General features: G+C 67.7%; 28 protein-coding genes. 16 read left to right on the forward strand and 12 right to left on the reverse strand.

The features are described 5' to 3' along the window. Window positions 1-124: 124 nt before the first annotated feature. The 4 genes from R2B38_RS24645 to R2B38_RS24660 are packed head-to-tail and all read right to left on the reverse strand — an operon-like array spanning window position 125 to window position 4,410. The gene (locus tag R2B38_RS24645; RefSeq protein ID WP_318018198.1) at window positions 125-1,063 is read right to left on the reverse strand and encodes a phage distal tail protein; all 939 of its coding nucleotides are present in this window, start codon (window positions 1,061-1,063) and stop codon (window positions 125-127) included. Between the two features lie 36 nt (window positions 1,064-1,099). Further along, the gene (locus tag R2B38_RS24650) at window positions 1,100-2,374 is read right to left on the reverse strand and encodes a tape-measure protein (protein WP_318018199.1); all 1,275 of its coding nucleotides are present in this window, start codon (window positions 2,372-2,374) and stop codon (window positions 1,100-1,102) included. After that, window positions 2,371-3,567 carry a phage tail protein gene (locus R2B38_RS24655; protein WP_318018200.1) on the reverse strand — a complete coding sequence of 399 codons (1,197 nt, stop codon included), beginning with the start codon at window positions 3,565-3,567 and terminating at the stop codon, window positions 2,371-2,373. Before R2B38_RS24655 ends, R2B38_RS24650 begins: the two co-directional genes overlap by 4 nt. A 30-nt stretch (window positions 3,568-3,597) precedes the next feature. After that, window positions 3,598-4,410, reverse strand: a complete 813-nt coding sequence (locus R2B38_RS24660; RefSeq protein ID WP_318018201.1) for a hypothetical protein — start codon at window positions 4,408-4,410, stop codon at window positions 3,598-3,600. A gap of 103 nt (window positions 4,411-4,513) precedes the next feature. On the opposite strand from R2B38_RS24660, the gene R2B38_RS24665 reads away from it, so the two are divergent. Continuing rightward, on the forward strand, window positions 4,514-4,951 hold the full coding sequence (locus R2B38_RS24665) for a DUF3592 domain-containing protein (RefSeq protein ID WP_318018202.1): 438 nt from the start codon (window positions 4,514-4,516) through the stop codon (window positions 4,949-4,951). A 277-nt stretch (window positions 4,952-5,228) separates the two neighbouring features. On the opposite strand, the gene R2B38_RS24670 is transcribed toward R2B38_RS24665, so the two are convergent. Both R2B38_RS24670 and R2B38_RS24675 read right to left on the reverse strand, forming a co-directional pair. After that, on the reverse strand, window positions 5,229-5,429 hold the full coding sequence (locus tag R2B38_RS24670) for a DUF397 domain-containing protein (RefSeq protein ID WP_318018203.1): 201 nt from the start codon (window positions 5,427-5,429) through the stop codon (window positions 5,229-5,231). 11 nt (window positions 5,430-5,440) lie between these two features. Beyond that, window positions 5,441-6,292: a helix-turn-helix transcriptional regulator gene (locus tag R2B38_RS24675; protein WP_318018204.1), complete on the reverse strand. Its 852-nt coding sequence runs from the start codon at window positions 6,290-6,292 to the stop codon at window positions 5,441-5,443. Between the two features lie 161 nt (window positions 6,293-6,453). On the opposite strand from R2B38_RS24675, the gene R2B38_RS24680 reads away from it, so the two are divergent. Further along, entirely contained in the window at window positions 6,454-6,885 is a 432-nt protein-coding gene (locus R2B38_RS24680) for an ATP-binding protein (protein WP_318018205.1), read from the forward strand. Window positions 6,886-6,899: 14 nt separating this feature from the next. Here the strand turns inward: R2B38_RS24680 and R2B38_RS24685 are convergent, their stop codons facing one another. After that, window positions 6,900-7,106, reverse strand: coding sequence for a hypothetical protein (locus R2B38_RS24685; protein ID WP_200691632.1), 207 nt, complete (start codon window positions 7,104-7,106; stop codon window positions 6,900-6,902). A 351-nt stretch (window positions 7,107-7,457) separates the two neighbouring features. Between R2B38_RS24685 and R2B38_RS24690 the strand changes: the two genes are divergently transcribed. After that, complete coding sequence (locus R2B38_RS24690) at window positions 7,458-8,213, forward strand: hypothetical protein (protein WP_318018206.1); 756 nt, start codon at window positions 7,458-7,460, stop codon at window positions 8,211-8,213. A 3-nt stretch (window positions 8,214-8,216) separates the two neighbouring features. On the opposite strand, the gene R2B38_RS24695 is transcribed toward R2B38_RS24690, so the two are convergent. From R2B38_RS24695 to R2B38_RS24715, 5 genes are all read right to left on the reverse strand, one after another. Further along, window positions 8,217-8,564, reverse strand: a complete 348-nt coding sequence (locus R2B38_RS24695; protein WP_318021778.1) for a hypothetical protein — start codon at window positions 8,562-8,564, stop codon at window positions 8,217-8,219. Window positions 8,565-8,629: 65 nt separating this feature from the next. Continuing rightward, the gene (locus R2B38_RS24700) at window positions 8,630-8,920 is read right to left on the reverse strand and encodes a hypothetical protein (protein WP_266769381.1); all 291 of its coding nucleotides are present in this window, start codon (window positions 8,918-8,920) and stop codon (window positions 8,630-8,632) included. 100 nt (window positions 8,921-9,020) lie between these two features. Next, complete coding sequence (locus tag R2B38_RS24705) at window positions 9,021-9,620, reverse strand: hypothetical protein (protein ID WP_033280002.1); 600 nt, start codon at window positions 9,618-9,620, stop codon at window positions 9,021-9,023. Window positions 9,621-9,770: 150 nt separating this feature from the next. Further along, window positions 9,771-10,184 (reverse strand): hypothetical protein, encoded by a 414-nt coding sequence (locus R2B38_RS24710; protein WP_043682841.1) that lies wholly within the window; start codon window positions 10,182-10,184, stop codon window positions 9,771-9,773. Between the two features lie 293 nt (window positions 10,185-10,477). Then, complete coding sequence (locus tag R2B38_RS24715; RefSeq protein WP_318018207.1) at window positions 10,478-10,954, reverse strand: helix-turn-helix transcriptional regulator; 477 nt, start codon at window positions 10,952-10,954, stop codon at window positions 10,478-10,480. Window positions 10,955-11,229: 275 nt separating this feature from the next. Between R2B38_RS24715 and R2B38_RS24720 the strand changes: the two genes are divergently transcribed. The 13 genes from R2B38_RS24720 to R2B38_RS24780 all read left to right on the forward strand — a co-directional run bounded on the left by R2B38_RS24720 (window position 11,230) and on the right by R2B38_RS24780 (window position 25,022). Continuing rightward, window positions 11,230-11,577: a WhiB family transcriptional regulator gene (locus tag R2B38_RS24720; protein WP_318018208.1), complete on the forward strand. Its 348-nt coding sequence runs from the start codon at window positions 11,230-11,232 to the stop codon at window positions 11,575-11,577. Further along, window positions 11,570-12,241, forward strand: a complete 672-nt coding sequence (locus R2B38_RS24725; protein ID WP_318018209.1) for a hypothetical protein — start codon at window positions 11,570-11,572, stop codon at window positions 12,239-12,241. The genes R2B38_RS24720 and R2B38_RS24725 overlap by 8 nt, the downstream gene beginning before the upstream one ends. Further along, window positions 12,238-12,447 carry a hypothetical protein gene (locus tag R2B38_RS24730; RefSeq protein ID WP_318018210.1) on the forward strand — a complete coding sequence of 70 codons (210 nt, stop codon included), beginning with the start codon at window positions 12,238-12,240 and terminating at the stop codon, window positions 12,445-12,447. Before R2B38_RS24725 ends, R2B38_RS24730 begins: the two co-directional genes overlap by 4 nt. A gap of 357 nt (window positions 12,448-12,804) precedes the next feature. Beyond that, window positions 12,805-13,362, forward strand: coding sequence for a DUF1707 and DUF4190 domain-containing protein (locus R2B38_RS24735; RefSeq protein WP_318018211.1), 558 nt, complete (start codon window positions 12,805-12,807; stop codon window positions 13,360-13,362). Between the two features lie 332 nt (window positions 13,363-13,694). Beyond that, complete coding sequence (gene rpsL, locus R2B38_RS24740) at window positions 13,695-14,066, forward strand: 30S ribosomal protein S12 (RefSeq protein WP_003948652.1); 372 nt, start codon at window positions 13,695-13,697, stop codon at window positions 14,064-14,066. 3 nt (window positions 14,067-14,069) lie between these two features. Continuing rightward, on the forward strand, window positions 14,070-14,540 hold the full coding sequence (gene rpsG, locus R2B38_RS24745; RefSeq protein WP_005481264.1) for a 30S ribosomal protein S7: 471 nt from the start codon (window positions 14,070-14,072) through the stop codon (window positions 14,538-14,540). Between the two features lie 39 nt (window positions 14,541-14,579). Then, a complete protein-coding gene (gene fusA / locus R2B38_RS24750) occupies window positions 14,580-16,709 on the forward strand; it encodes an elongation factor G (protein ID WP_318018212.1) in 2,130 nt (709 codons plus the stop codon). A gap of 176 nt (window positions 16,710-16,885) precedes the next feature. Then, window positions 16,886-18,079, forward strand: coding sequence for an elongation factor Tu (gene tuf, locus R2B38_RS24755; protein ID WP_019072299.1), 1,194 nt, complete (start codon window positions 16,886-16,888; stop codon window positions 18,077-18,079). Between the two features lie 183 nt (window positions 18,080-18,262). After that, window positions 18,263-21,505 carry a glycosyl hydrolase 115 family protein gene (locus R2B38_RS24760; protein WP_318018213.1) on the forward strand — a complete coding sequence of 1,081 codons (3,243 nt, stop codon included), beginning with the start codon at window positions 18,263-18,265 and terminating at the stop codon, window positions 21,503-21,505. 54 nt (window positions 21,506-21,559) lie between these two features. Then, window positions 21,560-21,940 (forward strand): hypothetical protein, encoded by a 381-nt coding sequence (locus R2B38_RS24765; RefSeq protein WP_318018214.1) that lies wholly within the window; start codon window positions 21,560-21,562, stop codon window positions 21,938-21,940. 133 nt (window positions 21,941-22,073) lie between these two features. Continuing rightward, on the forward strand, window positions 22,074-24,089 hold the full coding sequence (locus tag R2B38_RS24770) for a hypothetical protein (protein ID WP_318018215.1): 2,016 nt from the start codon (window positions 22,074-22,076) through the stop codon (window positions 24,087-24,089). Then, window positions 24,086-24,610: a hypothetical protein gene (locus tag R2B38_RS24775; RefSeq protein WP_318018216.1), complete on the forward strand. Its 525-nt coding sequence runs from the start codon at window positions 24,086-24,088 to the stop codon at window positions 24,608-24,610. The genes R2B38_RS24770 and R2B38_RS24775 overlap by 4 nt, the downstream gene beginning before the upstream one ends. A 10-nt stretch (window positions 24,611-24,620) precedes the next feature. Next, on the forward strand, window positions 24,621-25,022 hold the full coding sequence (locus R2B38_RS24780; protein ID WP_318018217.1) for a hypothetical protein: 402 nt from the start codon (window positions 24,621-24,623) through the stop codon (window positions 25,020-25,022). Window positions 25,023-25,059 lie beyond the last annotated feature (37 nt).

Below are 25,059 nucleotides of genomic sequence, written 5' to 3' on the forward strand. Positions count from 1 at the left end.
CCGCCGCACTCGGGCCCCTGGGTTTGTCACCACGGTTGAGGGGGTTGGTGCCGGCTACGCGGCGGGCTGCGCCGTACCGCCACGACCCGCTCCCGTCTCGTCGGCGGCTGCGGGCTCGTGGGCGTTACCAATCCGCCGAGCGCCAGCGGACCGACAGTTGGGCGCCGGTGTCGTAGGTGTCGGGGCGGAAGGCCAGGTCGGCTCGGCCCGGTTCGAAGGCGAAGAGTTCCTCGGGGCTGCTGTCCGCTGCCGCGGTGTGGCGGCGGGAGGCTGTGGAGTTGAGGGTGACTGTGCCGGCCGCTGTGTCTACGACCAGTTCGTCGCCGGTCGCCAGTCCGATCTCGTAGCGCAGCCGGCGGCCCGAAGTCCGGTCTGTGACCGTGGGGTTGGTGCAGGGGCCGGTGAAGGTGAGGATCGGGTGGGTGGGCGCCGAGCCGGAGTTGTCGGCGCCCACGTCGCCGGTGGATGACGCCTGGCCCCAGTTCAGCGGCCAGGTCAGGGGCCAGGTGAGGCCGCTTTCTGGTTGCGGGGCGCCGGTGACCGCCGTTTGTTCGTCGACCGTGTAGCGGCGGGGGTCGGTGGCGTACCACTGGACGGACGCCTTGGAGACGCCCTGTGTGGTGTACGTCCGGTCGGCGGCGAGGACGCGCTGGCTGACCCGGGCTCGGATGGCCAGGGTCTCGCCGTGCAGCCGTACCGCCAGCCAGCGTTCGGAGTCGCCCAGCAGGAGTGCCTGGCGCAGGGCTCGCATCGCGGAGAGGGAGGAGGCCGTGTCGTCCTGCGGGGGTACGGTCCAGATCGAGCCGCCTACCTTGCGGGGCTTGGCGTAGCGTGCGCCCGGCCAGGCGCCGTGCGCGGTGGGGTGGTCGGCGTCTGTGGTGTCGTAGTCCGGCAGGTCCTCCCAGCCGGTCAGGCCGTCACTGCCGATCTCGTACGGCGTACCGGGGCCGAGCAGCAGTCCGGCCCACTGCATCTGCCCGTCGCGGGTGATGAGTGAGCCGGGGGGTACGTCGTCGGTCGATGTGGTGAGTGTGGTGGATGTGGGCGTCGTCTGATCGGCCATGGGGCCGTCACCTCGCTGTCAGGGGTGCGTGCCGTTTCACGCGCGGGCGTGGGCGGAGGCCAGGAAGAGGAGGTCGGTCGCGGTGCCGTGGGCTCCGGTGCCGTTGCTCTCGTGGAACTCCCTGATGTGGGGGGTGCGTTGGGCGTGCCTGGGCGTTCGGCCGCGGGCGGCGAGGGCGCGTTGTCGTTCCAGGGCGGTGAGGGACAGGACCCTGCCGGTGCGGGCGCCGGGGATCGCGATGCCGCCCTCCGCGAGCATCGGGATCTTGCTGAGGTGTACGCCGAACTTCTTGCCGAGGATGCTGAAGCTGAGCTTGTTCAGGCCGTCGATCACCCAGTTCGCGAAGGCGACCAGGCCTTCGACAGGGCCCTTGACGACCCCGGCGACGGTCTGGGCGCCCGTGGTGACGAACTGGCCCATTGCGCGCAGGGTGTTGGAGGTGGCGTTCTTGACCCGGGTGAAGGCGGCCGGGATTTCCTTGGTGATCCAGTTCAGGGCCGGTTTGACGGCGTTCTTGAAGCCGCTCCAGATCGTGGAGACCTTGCTGGTGAGGGCGCGGGTGTCGCCGGTGGTGAGTGCTTTGAGGGCGGCGAAGCCTGTGCTGATGATCGTGTGGAGGACGGAGAGGGTGGTGGTGATCAGGGTGAGGTAGCCGGTGACGTAGGTGTTCACCGCGCCGGCGATCAGTTTGAGGATCGGGCCGAGGATCGTGAGGTAGCTCTGGACGTACTTCAGGATCAGCGTGGCCAGTTGGTCCATCAGGCGTTGGCCGGTCTCGGAGTTCAGCGCGATGTCCAGCAGCCAGCCCGCCAGGGGGAGGAGGATGCCGGCGACGAAGCCGAGGGGGTTGGCGCGGGTGAGGGCGTTGATGATGATCATTACGCCGGAGCCGATGGTCATGGCTGTGCCGAAGGTGTCGAGGAGGCCGCCGAGGACACCCGAGGCTGCGATGAGGGTGCCGACGATGGCGAAGACACCGCCGAGGTTGGTGGTGAGTCCCCCGAGGGATTTTCCGGCGGATCTGACCTTGGTGGCGGTGGACTTGATGCCGGAGGCGCCGGTGGTGGCGGCTGTCTGGCCGGTTCTGGTGACGGAACGGGCGGCGGTGTCTGCGCTCGTCTTGATCTGCTGTACGGCGGTGGCAGTTTGGGTGGCGGGGGTGGTGACGCGGTCGATGTCGGCGGCGGCGCCTGTGACGCGCTGGGCGAAGGACCGTACGCCGGACTGGACCTGGTCGACCCTGGTCCGGAAGGTGCGCAGGGCGGGGGCGGCGCCGGCGAGGGGATTGCGGAGTGCGGCCGCGCTGCTCATCCGCGTGCCTTCGCCAGGAACATGAGGGCGTCGGCGGTGCGTTGGGGGGTGCTCTTGTCGGCGGCGTAGTAGTTCTCTATGTGGAGTGCGCTGCCGTCGGTGCCCGAGACGCCCGCGTACGCCCGGCCCCGTGAGGCCGCTGCCTTGAGGAGACGGTCGAGCTTGCTGAGAGGGAGGACGGCTTCCGCCTCGCCGGCCTCGGCCAGGAGGGCGGGGACGCCGCCGGAGCGGGGCATGACGACACCGCCGGTGGCCAGCGCGGGGATCCTCGGCAGGCTGACGCCGAAGGTCTTGCCGCCGACCCCCGGGACCCAGCCGGGGATGGAGACGTGGATGCCGTTGAGGGCGCCGATCGCGCGGTTGATGAGCCCGATGACGGCGTTGATCGGGCCGCGGACCGCGCCCTGGATGCCGTTGAAGGCCCGGCCGGCGATGCCCTTCAGGCCGCCCCAGATGCTGGACAGGCGGTCCTTCACGGCCCGGAAGGCGTCCGGGATCGCGGACTTGACCCAGCTGACGACCGGCGAGATGACGGCCTTGATGCCCTTCCAGACGGTGGAGACGACCGTGCTGATCGCCTTCAGGACGCCGGTGATGATCGACTTCCATACGGTGACGTAGGTCCTGATGGCCGTGGCTATGGCCTTGACGATGTTCGTGATCGCCGTCTTGATGCCGCTCCAGACCGACTTGATCAGCTTGCCGGCGTTCTTCATGATCGGCTCGATGGCCTTCATGACGCTGCTGATCACGGCCTTGATGACCTCGAAGGCCTGCTTCAGGACCTTCTGCATGGTCTTCGAGTTGGTCACCATGTCGATGACCTTGTCGATGAGCGGTTGGAGCAGGCTCATGAGCAGGCCGAAGAAGTTGCCCTTCATCGACTTGTTCATCTTGTCCTGGCCCTTGGCCGCCTTGCCTGCCCCGGTCTCGTACTTGCCGAGGTTGGTGCCGGCGCTGGAACCGGTCTTTCCGGCCTTGGCGAGAGACTTCTCGGCCTGGTCGGAGGACGTTTTGAGGTCCTTCAACTCCTTTCCGGAACCGTCGGCGGCGGTCTTGAGCGCCTTGAGTTGATCGGCGCCCTTCTGACTGTTGCTGCCGATCCCCTTGGCCGCGGTACCGGCACCGGACGCCTTGGACTTGAAGTCGTCCAGGGAGCCGGAGGCTTTCTTGAGGGAACTAACGAGACTCATTGCACACCTCCTTCGGAGAGAGCGGGGTCATCAGGCGATGCGGTTGGCGGTGTCGGTGAATGTGACGCCCAGGTCCCGGAACATCTGCTTGACGTTTTCGGCGTTCCGGTTGAGTTCCTTGGCGGCGTCGGAAATCCCCCGCAGTGTCGCGGCCTTGGGGAGCTTCTCGTGGTCGAAGCCTTCGAGCTTCGTGTGGAGATTCCCGATCTCCCTGCCGACGTCCTTGAGGGTCTGCGTGGGGTCCGGGTCAAGCTTCTCGGCCAGTTTCCCGATGGCCTTTGTGACCTTGTTGATTGTCCCTGCGGACTTCATTTCCGCCATCTTCGTGTTGAAGGCGTGGACTTTTGCGGGCAGCCCGGTGAGTGCGGTCTTGAGGTCGTTGAGGAGCTCAGGAGTGATGCCGTGCGCGTTGATGGTGACGGCATTGTTGGACTCGGTCTGGGCGCGAGTCTGCTGGGTGGGAAGGCCCCTTTCGCCGACGGACCAGATCTTGCCTGTGATCTTCTCCCAGAGCGCGTTGGCGATGGCGCCGTAGTTGAGGAATCTGTCCTTGAGGAAGGCGATGCCGGCCGCGATGGCGAGCACGGTCACGCTCCAGCCGCTCAACTGCTTGAAGGCGTCGATCATGTCCGTGAGGCCGATGGACTCGAAGAAGGCCTGCCAGCCCGACTTCTGCTCGTCGTCCGGGCCGCCCTTGATGGCGTTGAGGATATCCTCCTTGTCTTTTTTGTTGAGATTGTCGCCATTTTTTACATGTGTGCTCAGTGTGGTGTTTACCGTACTGATGTCATTCTTCAGTTCGGCGATTTTCTTCAGGACTTCAGTGTTTGAGTCGCCAGCCATTTCTGCCTCGTTTCGAATGATGCCGGACGGTTGACTTATCCGATTGGCGGCTGTTTAATTTTCTGCAGCTGTGCTCACCGGTTCTTTGCGTAGGGGGATTATCATGAGACCAGGCGGTCCGGTTGACCTTTTGGGAATTTTCTTCATATTCCTGGGCACGTGTGGTCTGCTCATTCAGCTGAACAGTTTCTGGGTCTATCGACGCCTGCGGAGGTTGGAGCGGGCCGGCGTGGAGGGAGAGGCGACCGTCGCTCGCTGGGAACCCGTGGGCGGACAGATGCGCCTCCACCTACAGGTCTCCTTGCCCGAGGGTGAGTCTGCGGGCGAGTTCGAAGAAGTGATGCTGGAGCCGGTCGGCTCGCCGGGTGACGTAGTGCCCGTCATCTATGACCCGGAACAGCCGTCGCGCGCGAAAACCGGCGGCCGGAAGGACATCGACTATCGCGGCGAACGCCTGGCGGTGTTCCTTATGGGGTACGGCGGGTTGGCGTTGTTCGTCGCCGGGATCGTGATGGTGGCCCTGTCTCGTTCATTCTTCTGACACCGCCGGCGTTGATCAGGGAACGGCAGGTGAAGGGGCCGTCGGTGTGCGCCAGTTGGGTGCCGGGGTGTTGTAGTGCCTCATCCAGGGTGTCCACGGCGAAGTGGCCTGGCCCGTGGTGGGTGATGGCGAGGATGCCGGGCTCTGTGCCGGTGGTCAGTTGTGCGACTTGGCGGCTGGGGTGGGCCGCTGGTCTTGAAGACTCCGGTGATCGGTACGGCAGCCGTTGGGACGGATTGTGGTGCCGTGTCCGTGCGCTTGAGTCACTTCACGGCTGCTACTGCGGTGACCCGCGCAGCCGACCTGCCCGCAGGGCACCGGTGAACTCCGTCCAGGCCCCTCGCCCCACCGTTGCCCACGGGAGTTCCGGGTGCTTGGAGTCGCGGATCGTGATGTGCTGTCCGGCCTCGGCCATCTCGACGCAGGCGTTGGCGGATGCCTCGGAGTATGAGGACTTGCGCCACTTCGGCTCGGACACGAGGGCACCTCTTACAGATCGGCGGCGATCGAGAGGATGAGGTCTCTCGACTTGTTCGGATTCAACGCGACCTGTTCGACCAAGTCCAGCCGTCGTCGGAAGTTGGCCAGTTGGGTCGGTGAGTCGAAGAACACCGCGCCGATGGGGGAGTCCACCTCGACCGTGTCCAGGTGGTGGCTGGCGGCGGAGACGTAGATCATCGTGTCGCCGGCCATGGGGAAGCCTTCGGCGGTGAACGGGATCACGAGCAGCCGGACGTTGGGGCGTTCGCTCTCCTCCAGCAGCCGGCCGAGTTGGGCCTTGGCGACCCGGCGGCCTCCGGTGTGCATGCGCAGCGCCGTTTCGTGGACCAGGCCGACGTACGGAATACCCGGGGCGTCCGCGATCACGGTGTGACGCGCCAGGCGCTGGGCGATCCTCAACTCGACCTCCAGGCGCGGCAGTGCCGGGACGAAGAGGTCGAACAGGGCCCGTGCGTGCTCCTCGGTCTGGAAGTGGCCGGGGATGTGGGCGGTCTGCAGCGTGCGCAGCCCGGTGGCGTGATGTTCGAGTTCCGCCAGGTCCACGAAGTCCGGCGGGATCTTGCCCCGGTACTCGTCCCACCAGCCCTTCGACCGTCCGCCGGTCATCGAGGCGAGGGCGTCGATCAGTTCGGTGTCGTCGCACTCGTAGATGCTCGCGAGACGGCGGAGGCGCTCCTCGCTGATGCCGAAACGGCCGGCCTCGATGTTGGAGATCATCGTCCGGTCGGAGCCGAGCCGTTCGCCCGCGACCGGGGCGGACATGCCGACGCCCTCACGCAGTCTGCGCAGCTCGGCCCCGAAGCGCCGTTGGCGAATGGTGGGGGTCTGTCGGGGTGCCATGGATCAACTCCTCGCTCGCGCGCACAGTTTGCCGACCCGCGAGCCGGGCGTCCACCTCGTTCGAGGATAGTACTCGTTTTAGTGAATCGGGTAGCACGCGTTTTAGTTCTGCTAGTAGCTTGTGATGCAAGCTGCTCATCGACATCCCCGCGAGGTGAACGATGGATCTCCCGCCCTTCAACACCACCCCCACCCGCGTCGGTTGGGACACCTCCGCCCTCGACCCCCTCCGCCCCGTCGCCGAGGCCCGGCACCGCACCCGCGTCTGGCTTCAAGACCACTGGAAACTGGGCGAGTTGGCCGACTCCGTCGAGCTCGCCGTGGGGGAGCTGTGCACCAATGCCGTACGGCACGGCGGTGGGCTCGCGGGGCTGGAGCTGACGCTCGGGGTCGGGCGGCAGTTCGCTCCGCCGTTTCTGCGGGTGATGGTGACCGACCATGCTCCTACGCTGGCGCCCGAACTGCCCGCGTGCGCCGACCTGTTGGACGAGGGCGGGCGGGGGCTGCGGCTCGTCGAGGCGTTGGCGCGGCGGTGGGGATGGCATCGCACCGGGTTCGACGAGAAGCAGGTCTGGTGCACGTTCACCGTGTGAGTGGTGATCGGTGCTTACGGCCGGCCGCCGCGCCCCCGCCCCGCCTCCGTCAGCGCGTCCGTCCAGCCCGCCGCGTACGCCCGCGACTCGCGCGTGAGCAACTCCTCGTACAGCCGGTCGAGCAGGGTCGTGCGGTCGGGGGCGGGGGAGTGCAGGAGGTGGGCGAGGCGGGTGTAGGTGTCGATCGGCTGCTGCGGGGAGTGACTCGTGCCAGTCGCCATGTCGTCGTCCTGCTTTCCTGTCTGTCCGCTCGGCTGGTGGTACAGGTGGCGCTCCTGGTGCGCTCGAAGCGTCGGTTCGAACTAGTGTACGAGTAATCCTGTGGTGGTGTTTCGTGTTTGCCGAAGACAGTTGCCCGCTGTGCGGTCCGGACCTGCGGTGATGCGGGGTGCGGTGGCAGTTGTGCCAGGTTGGTGAAGTAGGATCCGGCCGTTCTCCCGTCGGTGAATGAAAGGTGAATTACCAGGCCCGGTGAGGCATTTGGGGCCTGGCTACGACGGTGGGCGGCGACGGGGCGGCCGTCCTCGTGCTGGGGGGCGCGGTGGGGCAGGGACGAGAGCAAGGCCTACGGGGTGGATGGGAACGCGAGCGACGCGCGGCAGACGCATGTGATCGACTGGCTCGAACAGGCCCCCGACCTACCGCATCTCATCGCCCGGCTGTCCGAACTCGTCCTACGGCTCGGCCACGCCCCCGACGACCTGGTGATCCTGCCCCGCGCCGAACTCGACCGGCGTGAACTCGCCGCCTACAGCGCGGGTTGGGCCGATGTGGTCGAGGAGCAACTCCCCGCTGTGCGGCGGGCTTACGAGCAACGGATCACCGCTGCCTACCTCCAGGGCCAGGAGGACGCGCGCACCGGGCGCCGGCCGCGCCGGGTGCGGGATCGCGATCATGTCGGCGGTGACGTCATCCAGCTTCCGTATGTCCAACTGCTGAGCGCTCCGCCCGAGTTGACGCGAGTAGAGGAGCGCGGGGAACAGGAGCGGGCCGTGGCCGACGGCCCCCGGGGCCAGGTGGACCCCGATACCGACTCCGACCCCGACATCCTCCTCACCGCCCGTGACGTGCGCGAGAAGCGTGCCGCGCCCGCCGAACGGCGTTCGGTCGTACGGCGCAACGGGCGGCCCAGCGTGCCCCCGCTGACCGCCGGAACCGGGCGCGACAAGGGACGTAGGACGGAACCGCCCGAACCCTCGCCGGCCCAGCCCGGCACCCGGAGTGAGGAACGCCCCCGGCTCTCCGCCAAGGCCCGTGCCCTCGCCGACGAGTTGGAGGGCCGGGCCTCCAACGGGCGCCGGGACGAGGAGAACGGCACGGTGGACTGACAATCAGCCGAAGAACCGGGCCAGTTGGACCGTAGAGGGAGCCGGCTCCTCGGCCTCGGGCTCGCTCCCCTGTGCTGGTGTCTCCTTGTCCGTCTCCTCGCCGTACGACGGACGCGGTACCGGTGCCGGGGGGTCCGGCTGGTCGCCCTCCTCCGAGTTGACGGAGGCGAACATCCAGTTGGCGGCGGCGAGATGGTCCACGGCGGCGGCCAGCAGATGGTCGGTCACCGACCAGTCGGCGGCCTCGCCGTGCAGCTCCCGGTTGAGGGCGCTGTCGTGCGGCAACTGCCGTACGAGCACGGTGAGTCGGCGCGCGGAGAGCCGGTCACGGTGCCAGTCGAGCAGATCGATGCCGTAATAGCGGAGCAGGTCCGCTTCGAGGGCCTCGGCGTGTTCGTCGACGAACCCGACGAGGCTCAGCCTTCCCCCAGGCCGAGCCCGGTCTCCTTGCCGTAGGCCTCCAGGATGGCGGCGATGTCCTGCATCGTGACCTCGTGCTGCTCGAAGCGGGTGAACTGCTTCTCGCCCAGGAGGAGTCGGAGCAGCCCGTCCACGTCGTTGTCGTCGAGCTTGCGCAGCGCCTTGGCGGTGGCGCGGGTCAGCTCGGTGGGCAGGGTGTAGCTCTCGGTGTCGAGTTCGAACGACCAGGTACGGCCGAGGGCTTCGAGCCGCTGGGCGCGGGCCGCGTTGACGTCGAAACGGGTCATGGGGATGAGTGCTCCTTAGCAGGCCTAACAGGCCTCGGTGGTAAGGGGAGTTGGGGCCCGGGGTGGGACGGGCGGACATGTCCCGTCCCACCCCGGTGGGTCAGGACGCGGCGTACGCGGCGTCCTTCATCACGAAGCTGGCCAGCGGCGAACCGTCGGCCGCGGACATCGCGCTGAACGTGATGCCGAGCTGCGCCGCCGACTTGCGGGCCAGCTTGATGTCGTCCGACGCGGTGACCTGGCCGCGCGGGATGCCGAAGCGGTACGTCACCGTCGAGCCGTCGCTCGCCCGGACGTCGGTGAACTCCAGCCCGAGAGCGCGCACATCGGCGAACGGCCGGTCGGCGATGTCGTACTGGTAGACGCCCGTCGAACCGGTCACCGCGCTGACCCCGCCGCCGCCCATGAAGAACGGCAGCGTGTCCTCGTTGAACTGCATCAGCGAGAACTTGAGGGTCAGGTCGCGGTCCGAGTACACGAAGTGCACCGGGCTGACCGCCTGCCACACGTCGACCGGCTCCAGCTTGTCCTTCTTGCTGAAGGTGACACCGTCACCGGAGGTGAACCCGAGGTTCTTCCAGGTCGCCCAGTCGGTGGCGGGGTCGGTGGAGAAGGTCGACGGGACGTCGGTGTCGGCCGGGGCGACGTAGAGGCGGCCTACGCCGGCGATGCGGATCTCGGAGGAGTTGGTTCCTGCCATGGTGAATCTCCTTGTTTTCCAGGTGAGTTGGGATGGGGTGCCGTCGTACCCGGGAGGTCCGGGTACGAAGAAGGCCCCGCCGGGGGGTGGCGGGGCCTTCGGTCTGTGGGGCGGCGCGGAGCGTCCGGGGAGGGGATCGGTGGAGGTGGCTCAGTAGACGTCCACGTACACCTTCATCACCGTGACGTAGCGGTTGGCCGCGGAGTAGAGGTAGTCGGGCAGCCAGCGCGGGCCGTCCTGCTCCTCGACCTCGGTGACGAGGTTCGTGCCGTACTTGTTGTTCGCCATCGCCAGTACGGCCTGACGGGCGTCGTTGGCCAGGACGTGCGCGGCCTGCTTGGTCGGGCCGTACACCTCCAGCTCGATCAGCGGCTGGTCGACGTGGCGTTCACCGACCCAGGCGCCGCCGCGCCGGTTGACGAACACGGCGGCGGCCGTGCCGTCGAAGCCGGTCGGTGCCTGTACGGCGACGATCGCGCCGGAGAGCCGGGAGTCGTCCTCCAGGATGTCGACGATCATCGCCTCGACGTCCGGGAAGGCGCTCGGTGGAGTGGGTGTGGTCATGCCGGGTCACCTCGGGGCAGCTTCGGGAGGGCGTGCGGGACGCGGCGGTACACCTGCACACCGCGACGAGGCACTGAGCGGCCGGCCTGCGGGCGCAGCTCCGCCGCTGCACCAACTGTGACAGACGAGCGTGCGCGCACGCAACTAAAAACCGAGAACCGGGTGGGGCGGGGGAGGCTGAGGGGGTGGGGGAGAGGGGGTGGGGGGAGTGGGGGAGAAGTCTGGGAGCGGCGAGGGAGGGACCAGTTCCCTCATACCGCGAACCGGCGAACCGGTGACCGGAGGGTGGCCGGTCAGTCGGTCATCAGCAGCCGTGCGTCCTCATGCCGCACGTGTTCCACGGTTTCCGCGGCCGGCGCGTCGTTCGGCAGGAACTGCTCGACCACGCGCACGAACATCTCCCTCCGGTCGGCCGGCACCCCCAGCAGATCGGCGACCTCCTCCAGCGTGGGGCGACGGGTGAACTCGGCGCCGGGTGCGGGGGAGGCCAAGTAGTCGTGCGGGTCGGCGAGTTCCTCCGCGGTGAGCCGGCCGGAGCGGATGAGCATGTCGCGGACCGGCACCCCCAGCACGCGGGCGAGCCTGCGTGTGGTCTCCAAGTCCGGCATGCTCTGGCGCTGCAGCAGGCGGGTGACGGCGGCCCGGTGGACCCCCGCCTCGTCCGCGATCCGGGACTTGCCGCCGCCGCGCGGGCTGTCGATGTCGTAGCCGCGGTCGCGCATCAGGTCCTCGACCCACGCGGCGAACGCGTCCAGATCCTGGCTGGTCATCTGTGTGCTCGCTTCCTTTGGATGGCAGCGAGTTTAGCTTGCTTGCGCGCACGGAATTACGTGCTCGCGTGCAAGCACTAAGGAAAATCGCCTCAATTGGGGGGAGGTTCCGTGGAGATGGGGGCGTGAGGGCCGGTTTCGTGACGGGTTGTCGTCGCGGATGTGAGGTGAGTGACCAAAGTTTCCGTTGCGAGCGCGCGCGCAATCTGTAAACCTGGACGACCGGACGGCACTTGCCACCTGCCTGTGCCACACCCGTCCTCCAGGGAGGCCCCATGCCCACGATGTCCGCGACATCCAGCGACACCTGCCCACCACCGCGCCGCTACGGCTGCGACGGAGCCGTCGGCTGGCAGAGCGCCGCCGCCTGCGCCGGGCTCCCGCCCAAGGCCGTCTTCTCGAAGAAGGTCAAGGAGGCCGCCCCTGTTCTGCGGGCCTGCGCCCGTTGCCCGGTGCGGCGGGACTGCGAGCGGATCGTCGCGCCGGCCGACAACTGGTTCGACGGCGTGTGCGGCGGCCGTCTCTACCGCTCGGGGCGCCCGGTCGAGATCCCCGCGCATCTCCTCCCGGTCGTGTCGGCGCTGCCGGCCAAGCGCGCTCCGCGGGGAGGCTCCCTTGCCTGACCCGCGTCCGGCGTCCGCCCCGGCGGACCCGACCACGCATGCCGCCCTCTGGATCGGCACGCTGCTCCAGCAGTTCCCCGAACTCGCCGTCGAACTCGCCCCCGGCCGCACCTCGCCGGCCCACCGCGCACCCGCCCCGCCGCCCCCGCCCGACCTCGCCGACCGGCTCCGCGAGGAACGCGCCGAGGCCCTTCTCCTGGAACAGCGGCACGGACTCGTCGCCCCCGGCCACAGCGCGGCCCCGCTGCGGCTGCACATCTCCGACACGATCCGGGACATCACCGACGGCGTCGTAGAACTGGAGGAGGCCGTGCGGGAGCGGCTCGGGCTGCCGCGGGCGCGGCGGGCGGCCGTGCCCGAGCGGTTGCGGCGGATCGCCGGGCTGCTCGACGAGGTGGCCGCCGATGCCGTACTCGCCGCGCACGTACGGGACGAGACGCGGCGGATGGCTCGGCGCTGTGCGCGTGCGCTGGGGGACACCGAGACGGTCGTACGGGTGTCGGGGCGCTGTCCCTGGTGCGACTCGGTGTCGTTGCGGGCGTTCCCGGACCGGGGGGCGGTGCTCTGTGTGAACCCGGCGTGCCGTTGCTCGGTGCCGGACTGCGGCTGCCACGACGATCCGGCCTACCGGCACACCTGGGACGAGGGGGAGTGGGAGCGATGACGACGTTCGGCAGGGGCGGGCTGCCCACGCTGATTCCCGGGCCGCTCGCCGCGCAGGAGGCCGGGGTCGCGCCCGCCACCATCCGCAAGTGGGTCCAGCTCGGGTATCTGGCGCCGGTCGGCAGGGCGGGGCGGGCGCAGCTGTTCCGGCTGGAGGACGTGTTCGCGGCGGAGCGTGCGGCGGGTGGCCTCCGGCGTGTCCGGTGAGGGATGGCTGCTGTCGTTTGCCTGTGGGGGAGTTGGGGGTTGCTGCGGTCGCCATCCGGGTGGGCGTCTGGCGGGGGTCGGCTGGGCGGGGCGTGCGCAGCTGTTCCGGCTGGAGGGCGAGTTCGCCGTAGAAGCAGAGCGCGCCCTCGGCGGCGCCGGCGCACCCGCCGAAGGTCGGCCACCCCCGTTCCTTTCTGTACCGCCGCCCCGTTCCTCTCTGTACCGCCGCCCCCGGTCCCCCTGTACGAGGGGCACCGGGGGCAGCCCCTTTTATACCCCCGGAGGGAACCGGTGCCGTTTTCGGTGCGTTGGAGCATCATGGAGGCATTCGGTCTCCGGCGCCGGGGGAGGTGTTCCGTGTCGTACCCGACACCGTGGCAGGGGCAGTGGCCAGGACCGCACCAGCCGCCGCAGGGGCCGAGCGGGGCGTCGATGCTGGCCGCGACGGCGGACCGGGAGCGGACGGTGGACGTGCTCCGGGCCGGTTTCGCCGAGGGGCGCCTGCGCGAGGACGAGCTGGAGAAGCGGGTCGCCCGGGCCTACGGCGCCCGCACGGTGGGCGAGTTGATGCTCCTGGTCGCCGATCTGCCCCAAGGCCCGCAGATGCTGCCCGCCGTCCAGGCACCGCCGCCGGGATTCCGCCCGGTGCCGCCGACGTTCCTGCCGCCCCCGGTGCCGCCGACCAACGGCAAGGCGGTCGGCTCGCTGGTCTGCGGCCTGCTCATCGTGCCGACCCTGGGCCTCACCGGCATCCCCGCGGTGATCCTCGGCCACACCGCCCGCGCGGAAATACAGCGAACCGACCAGGGCGGCGACGGCCTCGCCCTCACCGGCCTGATCTTCGGCTGGCTCGCGGTCACGGGCTGGGCACTGATGCTGCTCCTGATGATCGCGGCCACGGCGAGCTCCACCTGAGGGTTCCCGTACCGTAGATCTGCGAGCTCCGAGCCGTAGATTCGAAGATCGCGGACGAGGCTCGGCTTCGGCATGAGCCCTGTCGAGCCGTGGGTGCCACCCATTTGTTTTGACCGCAGCGAATGAGGTAGGTACGCTCAGACCTTGTGCCTGGGGTGTGCCCTGGCTCTCGTGCGTGCCTTGAACCGCACTAAGGGAGCCGACACTGGCCACCGCAATCTGCGCCCCTTTTGCTCACCGGCGAAAGTCTGCGGGATTCGACACACCCGACCGCGTGGGTCGGCGACGTTCCAGGTTAGCTTCACCATCGGCACACAGAAACCGGAGAAGTAGTGCCTACGATCCAGCAGCTGGTCCGGAAGGGCCGGCAGGACAAGGTCGAGAAGAACAAGACGCCCGCACTCGAGGGTTCCCCTCAGCGTCGTGGCGTCTGCACGCGTGTGTTCACGACCACCCCGAAGAAGCCGAACTCGGCCCTGCGTAAGGTCGCGCGTGTGCGTCTGACCAGCGGGATCGAAGTCACCGCTTACATTCCGGGTGAGGGACACAACCTGCAGGAGCACTCCATCGTGCTCGTGCGTGGCGGTCGTGTGAAGGACCTGCCCGGTGTTCGCTACAAGATCATCCGCGGTTCGCTTGACACCCAGGGTGTCAAGAACCGCAAGCAGGCCCGCAGCCGCTACGGCGCCAAGAAGGAGAAGTAGAAAATGCCTCGTAAGGGCCCCGCCCCGAAGCGCCCGGTCATCATCGACCCGGTCTACGGTTCTCCTCTTGTCACCTCCCTGATCAACAAGGTGCTGCTGAACGGCAAGCGCTCCACCGCCGAGCGCATCGTGTACGGCGCCATGGAGGGCCTGCGCGAGAAGACCAGCAACGACCCGGTCATCACGCTGAAGCGCGCGCTGGAGAACATCAAGCCCACGCTCGAGGTCAAGTCCCGCCGCGTCGGCGGTGCGACGTACCAGGTTCCGATCGAGGTCAAGCCCGGTCGCGCCAACACGCTCGCGCTGCGCTGGCTGGTCGGTTACTCCCGCGCCCGTCGCGAGAAGACCATGACCGAGCGTCTGCTCAACGAGCTTCTCGACGCTTCGAACGGCCTCGGTGCGGCCGTCAAGAAGCGCGAGGACACCCACAAGATGGCCGAGTCCAACAAGGCCTTCGCGCACTACCGCTGGTAGTCGCAGACCCCATCGAGACCGAGAGAAGACCGAAGCCTTATGGCTACCACTTCACTTGACCTGGCCAAGGTCCGCAACATCGGGATCATGGCCCACATCGACGCGGGCAAGACGACCACCACTGAGCGGATCCTCTTCTACACCGGCGTCAGCTACAAGATCGGTGAAGTCCACGACGGCGCCGCCACCATGGACTGGATGGAGCAGGAGCAGGAGCGTGGCATCACGATCACCTCTGCTGCCACCACCTGTCACTGGCCGCTCGAGGACAACGACTACACCATCAACATCATCGACACCCCGGGGCACGTCGACTTCACGGTCGAGGTGGAGCGTTCGCTGCGCGTCCTCGACGGTGCCGTCACGGTGTTCGACGGTGTCGCCGGCGTTGAGCCGCAGTCCGAGACGGTGTGGCGTCAGGCCGACCGTTACGGCGTGCCGCGCATCTGCTTCGTGAACAAGCTCGACCGGACCGGCGCGGAGTTCCACCGCTGCGTCGACATGATCAAGGACCGCCTCGGTGCGGTTCCGCTGATCATGCAGCTGCCGATCGGTGCCGAGATGGACTTCAAGGGCGTTGTGGACCTGGTCCGCATGAAGGCGCTCGTGTGGTCCGCCGAGGCGGCGAAGGGCGAGATGTACGACGTCGTCGACATCCCGGCCACGCACGCCGAGGCCGCCGAGGAGTACCGCGGCAAGCTGGTCGAGGCCGTCGCCGAGAACGACGACGAGATCATGGAGCTGTTCCTGGAGGGCGTCGAGCCCACCGAGGAGCAGCTGTACGCCGCGATCCGTCGTGTCACCATCGCGTCCGGCAAGTCCGACGGCGTCACCGTCACCCCGGTGTTCTGTGGCACCGCGTTCAAGAACAAGGGCGTCCAGCCCCTGCTCGACGCGGTCGTGCGCTACCTCCCGACTCCGCTTGACGTCGAGGCCATCGAAGGCCACGACGTGAAGGACCCGGAGCTCGTGATCAAGCGCAAGCCGTCCGTGGACGAGCCGCTGTCCGCGCTCGCGTTCAAGATCATGAGCGACCCGCACCTGGGCAAGCTCACCTTCGTCCGGGTTTACTCGGGCCGCCTGGAGACCGGCACCGCGGTGCTGAACTCCGTCAAGGGCAAGAAGGAGCGCATCGGCAAGATCTACCGCATGCACGCGAACAAGCGTGAGGAGATCGAGGCGGTGGGCGCCGGCGACATCGTCGCCGTGATGGGTCTGAAGCAGACCACGACCGGTGAGACGCTCTGTGACGACAAGAGCCCGGTGATCCTGGAGTCCATGGACTTCCCGGCGCCGGTCATCCAGGTCGCCATCGAGCCCAAGTCCAAGGGTGACCAGGAGAAGCTGGGTGTAGCCATCCAGCGTCTCGCGGAGGAGGACCCCTCCTTCCACGTTCACTCGGACGAGGAGACCGGCCAGACCATCCTCGGCGGTATGGGCGAGCTGCACCTCGAGGTGCTGGTCGACCGTATGAAGCGCGAGTTCCGGGTCGAGGCCAACGTCGGTAAGCCGCAGGTCGCGTACCGTGAGACGATCCGTAAGGCCGTCGAGCGCGTGGACTACACCCACAAGAAGCAGACCGGTGGTACCGGTCAGTTCGCCAAGGTGCAGATCGCGATCGAGCCCATCACCGAGTCCGACGGCCCGGCGTACGAGTTCGTGAACAAGGTCACCGGTGGCCGTATCCCGCGGGAGTACATCCCGTCGGTGGACGCCGGTGCGCAGGAGGCCATGCAGTTCGGCATCCTCGCCGGGTACGAGATGACGGGCGTCCGCGTCACGCTTCTCGACGGTGCCTACCACGAGGTCGACTCCTCCGAGCTGGCCTTCAAGATCGCCGGATCGCAGGCCTTCAAGGAGGCCGCGCGCAAGGCGTCCCCCGTGCTCCTCGAACCGATGATGGCCGTAGAGGTCACCACGCCCGAGGACTACATGGGTGAGGTCATCGGCGACATCAACTCCCGCCGTGGCCAGATCCAGGCCATGGAGGAGCGTGCCGGTGCGCGCGTCGTGAAGGGCCTCGTGCCCCTCTCGGAGATGTTCGGCTACGTCGGCGACCTCCGCAGCAAGACCTCGGGTCGCGCAAGCTACTCGATGCAGTTCGACTCCTACGCCGAGGTTCCCCGGAACGTCGCCGAGGAGATCATCGCGAAGGCCAAGGGCGAGTAACACACACCGTTTGCACGCTTTAGGCTTGACACCGACCGCCGGGGTCCGAAGACCGGCAGCGGGACGAGAGATCGTCCCCGGAAACCGGGAGCAGAACCCCGGCGGGCGGCATCCCAGCAAAGATCACCTGGCGCCGATGAGTAAGGCGTACCAGAACCACTCCACAGGAGGACCCAGTGGCGAAGGCGAAGTTCGAGCGGACTAAGCCGCACGTCAACATCGGCACCATCGGTCACATCGACCACGGTAAGACGACCCTCACGGCCGCCATTACCAAGGTGCTGCACGACGCGTACCCGGACCTGAACGAGGCCTCGGCCTTCGACCAGATCGACAAGGCTCCTGAGGAGCGCCAGCGCGGTATCACGATCTCGATCGCGCACGTCGAGTACCAGACCGAGACGCGTCACTACGCCCACGTCGACTGCCCCGGTCACGCGGACTACATCAAGAACATGATCACGGGTGCCGCGCAGATGGACGGCGCGATCCTCGTTGTCGCCGCCACCGACGGCCCGATGCCGCAGACCAAGGAGCACGTGCTCCTGGCCCGCCAGGTCGGCGTTCCGTACATCGTCGTCGCCCTGAACAAGGCCGACATGGTGGACGACGAGGAGATCCTGGAGCTCGTCGAGCTCGAGGTCCGTGAGCTCCTCTCCGAGTACGAGTTCCCGGGCGACGACCTGCCGGTCGTCAAGGTCTCGGCGCTCAAGGCGCTCGAGGGCGACAAGGAGTGGGGCCAGACGGTCCTCGACCTGATGGCCGCCGTCGACGAGTCGATCCCGACCCCCGAGCGTGACGTCGACAAGCCGTTCCTCATGCCCGTCGAGGACGTCTTCACGATCACCGGTCGCGGTACGGTCGTCACCGGCCGTATCGAGCGTGGTGTCCTGAAGGTCAACGAGACCGTTGACATCATCGGCATCAAGCAGGAGAAGACCACCACCACGGTCACCGGCATCGAGATGTTCCGCAAGCTGCTCGACGAGGGCCAGGCGGGCGAGAACGTCGGCCTGCTCCTCCGTGGCATCAAGCGCGAGGACGTCGAGCGCGGCCAGGTCATCATCAAGCCCGGCTCGGTCACCCCGCACACGGAGTTCGAGGCCCAGGCGTACATCCTGTCCAAGGACGAGGGTGGCCGTCACACGCCGTTCTTCAACAACTACCGTCCCCAGTTCTACTTCCGCACCACGGACGTGACCGGCGTCGTGACCCTCCCCGAGGGCACCGAGATGGTCATGCCGGGCGACAACACTGAGATGACGGTTTCGCTCATCCAGCCCGTCGCCATGGAAGAGGGCCTGAAGTTCGCCATCCGTGAGGGTGGCCGCACGGTGGGCGCCGGCCAGGTCACCAAGATCAACAAGTAGTTCTGATCTGACCCGGTTGTAGTTTCCGGGGAGGCCCGTACGACTTCGGTCGTACGGGCCTCTTCGTCGTTGCGGGGGCCGCTGTTACGAAAATATTCGGCGCGTACGACCCGTTGTTCCCTCCCTCCACTCGTCCCACCATTTGTCATGCCGCTGAGCAAATTCGCTTCGGAGGGATGAGTCATGGGCGAGCGCGTGAGCCGAAGAGCCGTTCTGGGGGCGGGAGTTGCCGCGGTGCCGGTGTTGTCGGGGGTGACCTTGCCGACATCGGGGTCCGTGGACGCGGGTGCGTACATCTCCTTCTCGCGTACTGCGGGTGCGTTCCCCCTCGTCGGCGCCCCGGTCGTGGTGGACCCTGACGATCACCCCGGAGTCGTACGGGTGGCAGGGGATCTACGGGACGACATCGAACGCGTCACCGGTGTACGGCCGGGGGGTGTTCTCGCGCGTGAGGTGGTGCTGGTCGGCACGATCGGCCGCAGCGCGCTGATCGACGGTCTGGTGGTCGCCGGGAAGCTGGACGTGTCCGGGGTGCGGGGCCGCTGGGAGACCTCGCTGCAGACGGTGGTCGAGCGGCCGATGCCGGGGGTGGAGCGGGCGTTCGTCGTCGCGGGGAGCGACCCGCGCGGCACGATCTTCGGTGCGTACGACGTCTCGTACGGCATCGGGGTCTCGCCCTGGCACTGGTGGGACGACGTGCCGCCGACGCGGCGGGGTGAGGTGTGGGTGCGGCCGGGGCGGTACTCGCAGGGGACGCCGGTGGTGAAGTACCGGGGGTTCTTCATCAACGACGAGAATCCGGCGCTCGGGACGTGGGCGCCGGCGTACTTCGGGCCGGGGAAGGCGGCGGGGTATCCGGGTGGCTTCACCGCGGACTTCTACGGCAAGGTCTTCGAGGTGCTGCTGCGGCTGAAGGGGAACTACCTCTGGCCGGCGGTGTGGGGGCGGGCCTTCGCGGAGGACGACCCGGAGAACCATCGGCGGGCCGCGGAGTACGGGATTGTCATGGGCACGTCGCACGAGGCGCCGATGATGCGGGGGATCGAGGAGTGGAACCGGCACGCGGTCGCCGCCGTCCGGGACTCCTCGGGCGCGATCGTGACGCCGGGGCATGATCCGTACGGCGGGACGGGGGAGTGGTCGTACCGGCTCAACTCCCCGGCGATACGGGCCTATTGGCGGGCCGGTGTGCAGCGGATGGTCGACCAGGGTTTCGAGGGTGTCGTCACGCTCGGCATGCGAGGGAACGGTGACACCAGCCTCCCCGACGGCGACGGCATAGAGCTGATGCGGGAGATCATCGCGGCGCAGCGGCAGATCATCGAGGAGGTGACGGGGCGGCCGGCGGCGGAGACCCCGCAGGTGTGGACGTTGTACAAGGAGGTGCAGCGGTACTGGGACCGGGGGTTGAGGGCGCCGGAGGACGTGACGGTCGTACTGACGGACGACAACTGGGGGAACATCCGTAAGCATCCGGATGTAGGGGTCGGAGTCGGGGACGGGGCCGAGGTTGGGGGCTCGGGCGGGGCGGGAGACGGCGGGCGGGCCGGGGGTTATGGCCTGTACTACCACTTCGACTACGTGGGCGCCGGGCGGAACTACAAGTGGGTGGACACGGCGAACCTGCGGAACGTGTGGGAGCAGTTGCACGCGGCGTACGCGTACGGGAACCGTGGGCTGTGGGTCGCGAACGTGGGCGACCTGAAGGGGAACGAGCTGCCGACCGAGTTCTTCCTCAACTACGCGTGGAATCCGGAGGATTGGGATCTCTCGCGGCTGGGTGAGTGGGAACTGCGGTACGCGCGGCAGAACTTCGGCGCGGGGCAGGCCGATGAGATCGCCTCGGTGCTGGCGGCTTATGGGCAGTTGCAGGCGCGCCGCAAGCCGGAGTTGCTGAACCGGCGGATCAGTCTCGTCGACGGCCGGGTGGTCTACGACGATCAGCGGACTCCCTTCGCCTTCGGGCACCGGGAGTTGGAGCGGGTCACGGAGGAGTGGCGGGAACTGGGGCGACGGGCCGAGCGGATCGGGCGGCGGTTGCCGGGCGGCGGGGTGCGGGACGCGTGGTTCGAACTCGTCGGGTACGAGGTGCAGGCCACCGCCAACCTGTACGGGCTGCGGTCGGCCGAGTTCACGAACCTGCTCTACGCGGCGCAGGGCCGGGCCGCGACGAACGACCTCGCGGCTGCGGCGGAGGCGGGGCTGGAGACGGACTTCGCGTTGGCCGAGCGCTTCAACTCCGTTGTCGCGGGCGGGAAATGGCGGGGTTTCCAGACCCAGCCGCACATCGACTACGGGGATGTGGAGCGGTACGGGCCCAATGCCGGGTGGCAGCAGCCGGAGAGGGACAACGTGGCGTTGCCGGATGTGCTGTTTCCGGCGGTGCGGCGGATCGGGGTGCCGGGGGCGGCGGGGTTGGGTGTGGCGGTGGACGGCGCTTCGGGGTCGGAGGCGGGGGCGTGGTGGCCGGGGGGTTCGGCGGGGGTGGCGGCCGTACTTCCCGCGTTCAGTCCGTATCAGACGCGGCCGCAGCAGTTCGTCGAGGTGTTCAACCGGGGTCGTACGGCCTTCGATTACCGGATCGAGGTGTCGGTGCCGTGGTTGGTGGTGGAACGGCCGCGGGGGCGGGTTGATCGGCAGGTCCGGGTGGAGGTGGGGGTGGACTGGGCGAAGGTGCCGGTCGGGCGGGCCGAGGGGGAGTTGACGGTGACCGGGGCGGGGGGATCGGTGACGGTCGGGTGTGTTGCCGAGCGGCCGTCGGGGCGGGGGTTGCGGGGGTTCGTGGAGGCGGGCGGGTACGTGGCGATCGACGGGGAGCACTATGACCGGGCGGTCGGTGGGTGGCGTCGGATCGAGGGGATTGGGCGTGCGGGGAGTGCGGGTCGTACGGGGAGTGCGGGGAGTGTGGGTCGTACGGGTAGTGCGGGGAGTGCGGGGAGTGTGGGTCGTACGGGTAGTGCGGGGAGTGTGGGTCGTACGGGTTGGACTGGTGCGGGGATGACGCCGTGGCCGGTGACGTTGCCCAGGCAGACGCCGGGTGGGGTGGACTCGCCGCGGCTGGAGTACGAGGTGAGTCTGGTGTCGGTGCCTTCCGGGGGTGAGGTGACGGTGTGGGCGTACCTGTCTCCTCGTAACCCTGCGTTGCCGACGGGCGGTCTGCGCTACGGCGTCTCCCTCGACGACGGGCCGATCGAGACCGTCGACATCAACATCGGTGCAGATGACGGGCTGTTGAACGACGTGTGGGCCCGTAACACCTCCGACAACGTCAACGCGACGGCGACGAAACACTCCGTGACGAAGGCCGGGGTCCACCGGTTGAGGTTCTGGATGGTGGACCCGACGGTGGTGCTGCAGCGGCTCGTGATCGACACGGGGGGTCTGCCGGCGCTGTACCTGGGGCCGTTGGAGAGCCGGCGGGTGTAGCCCGTGGTTGAACGCGGAGGGTGACGGGTGGGCGTTTCGGGTGGTGTGCCGGGTGTGCTGGACGTTTCGGGGGTGCCGAGTGTGCCGGGGGTCTCGGCGCGGGGGCCGGGTCTGGCTTCGTCGCCGGGGGAGAAACGGGCGGCGGCGCGGGCGATCGAGGACCACATCGAGCCCGGTACGCGTACGGCGGGGCGGTGGGCTGACGACGAAAACGGCGCCGCCGTACGGGAGTTCGCCGCGAAGGACGGGGACGGGTGGGTCACCTCGGCGGCCCTGAAGAAGGCGCACGGGGCGTGGGCGGACCAGGTGAAGAACCTGATGGACCGGCTGAGCGCGGAGAAGGGCGCGTTGCGGAGTGGGAACGCGGTGCTGACGAGTACGGACCTGGCGGTGGGGTCGGCGGTGCGGGAGCGGTCGGCTTTGGACGCGCTCTGAGGGCAGGGGGCGGCTGGCCATCGGGTCATTGGGCCAAGGGGCCGTTGGGGAAGCGGAGTTGCTGGGCCAGTGGAGTTGCTGGGCCAGCTGAACTATTGGGGCAACGGGGCGCATGCCGACGTATCACGAGATCATGACCACCGACCTCGCCGCGCTGACCACCGCGGCCGAGCGCTGGGACGGCATGGCGGGCGAGTTCGAGAAGCAGGAGTCGGCGTACCGGCGGGATGTGCACGGCATCTCCGTGGGCACGTCGTGGACGGGGCTCAGCGCCGACGCGGCGAACGCCCGCTTCGACGTCACGCTCAAGGAGTTCCAGTACGCGCAGACGGAGGCCAAGGGGATCGCGGCGCTGCTGCGGGACGCGCACGAACGGTTCGTGGAGCTGCGGGGCCGGGTGGTCGCGGCGCGGTGGGACGCGGTCCGGGCCGGCATGCGGGTCTCGGATTCGGGGGTGGTGAGCCCGAGTTCGGACCAGCCGGACACCCCCGCCGCACCCCAGGCCGCACAGCCGTGGCAGGACCGGATCAACAAGGCGGTCCGCGATGTGACGGACGCGGACACGGGTGTCCGGGTCGCGCTGGCGGCGGTCGTCATCGACTCCGAACTGCTGGCCGGCGGGCGGGGGTTCAACGGCAGGGCGATGGGCGACATCGAGGCGTACGAGGCCGAGGAGACGGAGCGGTACCTGCGGAAGCTGAGCAGGGGCGGCGATTTGACGGACGCTCAACTCACCGAACTGCAACGGTCGTTCCGGGACAACAGCGAGGACGAGGGGTTCTCGCGGATGGTCCTGGACGACCTGGGCCCCACCGGCACGCTCAAGCTCACGAACGAACTGAACGACCGCGTCCACGTCCAGGGCGGCGCGGGCGTGGGTGCGTACTCGGCGATCGAGACGGGCCTCGCGAACACCCTGGCCACGGCGACGAAGGACACGAAGTCGCACTGGTACGGGAAGTGGCGCACCGAGATGCGACGAGTGGGCTTGGCGCACTACGCCACGGACGCCCAGGGCCTTCACCTGGACAAGGCCGTTGGCTACCAGTCCCTCGTCACGCTGATGCAGAAGGGCCACGGGTACTCGTCGGGGATGGTCGAGGACCTCACCGACGACATGATCGCGGCGGAGAAGAAGCACCCAGGGATCTGGCGGGTGAAGGGCACGTACGCCGGGGCGAGCGGGGGTTGGTTCGCCAACGATCCCGTCGACGGCATGCTCGGCATCATGAGCCGTGACCCTGCGGAGTCCGCGCGTTATCTGCATTCCGACGCCCACATGAAATACCTCATGAAGGACCGGGACTGGAATGTCACCCTGAACGACGAGGGGGTTTCGAAGGGCGGGCGTTATGTGCCCCGGTTGGACGGGGACGACCGGGCTGGATTCGGGGCGGCGTTGCAGGCGGGGGCCACGGGGATCGATCCTGCGGATCCGGGTGGGGCGCGTCATGGGGATCAGGCCACGAATGACGCGGTTTTCAAGTCGGCGCTCACGTATTTGGCGGACAAGGGGGATGATTTCCCACCGTCCTTGCGGAAGCCGATGGCCAACGTGCTGGTCAATCATGGGGGGACTGTGCATGCGGCGATGAGCGAGGTGGATGTCGGCCATTCGCCCTTGGATCAGCATCAGCTTTTCGAGGTTGCCAAGCAGGTGTCCAAGGATGAGGGGGCGTATGGGGTGTTGAACGGTGGGATGAACCAGTCATTGGTCTCGGATATTCATCACGACCGCTCGAACTCGCCCGGTTCCCTGACCCGGGCTGGTCGGACCGTCGGTTTTCTGGAGGAGGCGCGGGTGCAGGCTGCGGGGGACCCGAAGGTCGCCGAGTTCGAGACCAAGCCGTTCTTCGACAAGGCGATCAGTTATATCCCTGTGGTGAGTGGCGATGTGCAGACGGGGTTCGACTATGTGACAGACGAGTGGCTGGCTGATGAGCAGCGGAGGTTGGACGAAAAGCAGGCGAACGCCAATGTCCAGGCGTACAGCAAGAGGAACGGCCAACTGATGGCCCTCGCGGAAGAGTGGAAGAAGAGCCATCATACGGATGATGATTCCTACTTCGACCCCAAGGTTGAGGTCAACAAGTCGGCCCGAGAAGGAATTGCGCAGGCAACTGGCATGTCCGGAGAGCAGCTGAAGTGAATGTCCGCCAGTTCCTGACCGTGTTGACGATTTCCGTTCTCGCGATGTCCTGTAGCTCCTCCAGTAGTCACGAACTCCCGGGAGCTATTTGCGGGACGCCCATCAATCCTGCGGTCACTCGTCCGCTGTTGACGTCCACGGAAGATTTTAGTGAGTTCACCCGAGTTGATCGGTCCGAGGCGATCACCGCACCCTGCGTGCTGCTCTCTGGGCGCGATCCTGTTCTCGATTTCCGGTTCTCCTGGGATGACAGGGCAAGCGATCTCATGTACCTGGCGAAGGACACTGGTTCGATCTCGGGGATCAGGGAACCACGGGAGATCGACTTCACCTACAAGACAATCGTCGGCACCGACGGAGCCATCTCCACCACCCCCTGCAAAACCAAGGGCGGCGACTACTTCACCCTCACCCTCCAAGTCCCCCAAATCAGCCTGATGGACCAGACCCACCGCAAGGACATCGAGAGGTTCATGCGGGCCTACTTCCCGGCGACACTCAAGACCCTGGGGTGCAAGTGACGATGCCGGAATGAGTACGAGCGCTCATGTGCCGCCCCGCGCCCTGCAGTTGGCTGAGGGCATGTCGATCACACAGGGCACTTCGGAACGCGGTACATGGGTCGGACCGCTGATCGCGTCGGTCGTCACCGTCCCCGCCGCCCTCTTCGCGTACATCATCGGCAGCCTCACCCCCATGGCCTGCGACTCCTGCAACGGCGCGGAAGCCGCGCACTTCGACCGGAGCTTCGACACCGCCTTCACGCTTCTCCAGATAGGGCTTCTCACCTCCCTCGTACTGCTGCTCGTCAGCTGGAGCCTGCCGCAGACCGAGGAGAACGTCGCCCGGCGCGCAGTGTCCGCCGTCCTCGCACCCAGCATCGTCGCGTTCTCGTTTCTCCTGTTCATCGGGATGGTCCCGTCCCCCAACTGACCGACCGATTCCGATCGTTCACACTACGGGGAGAGTT

Source organism: Streptomyces sp. N50 (assembly GCF_033335955.1).
Taxonomy (GTDB): domain Bacteria; phylum Actinomycetota; class Actinomycetes; order Streptomycetales; family Streptomycetaceae; genus Streptomyces.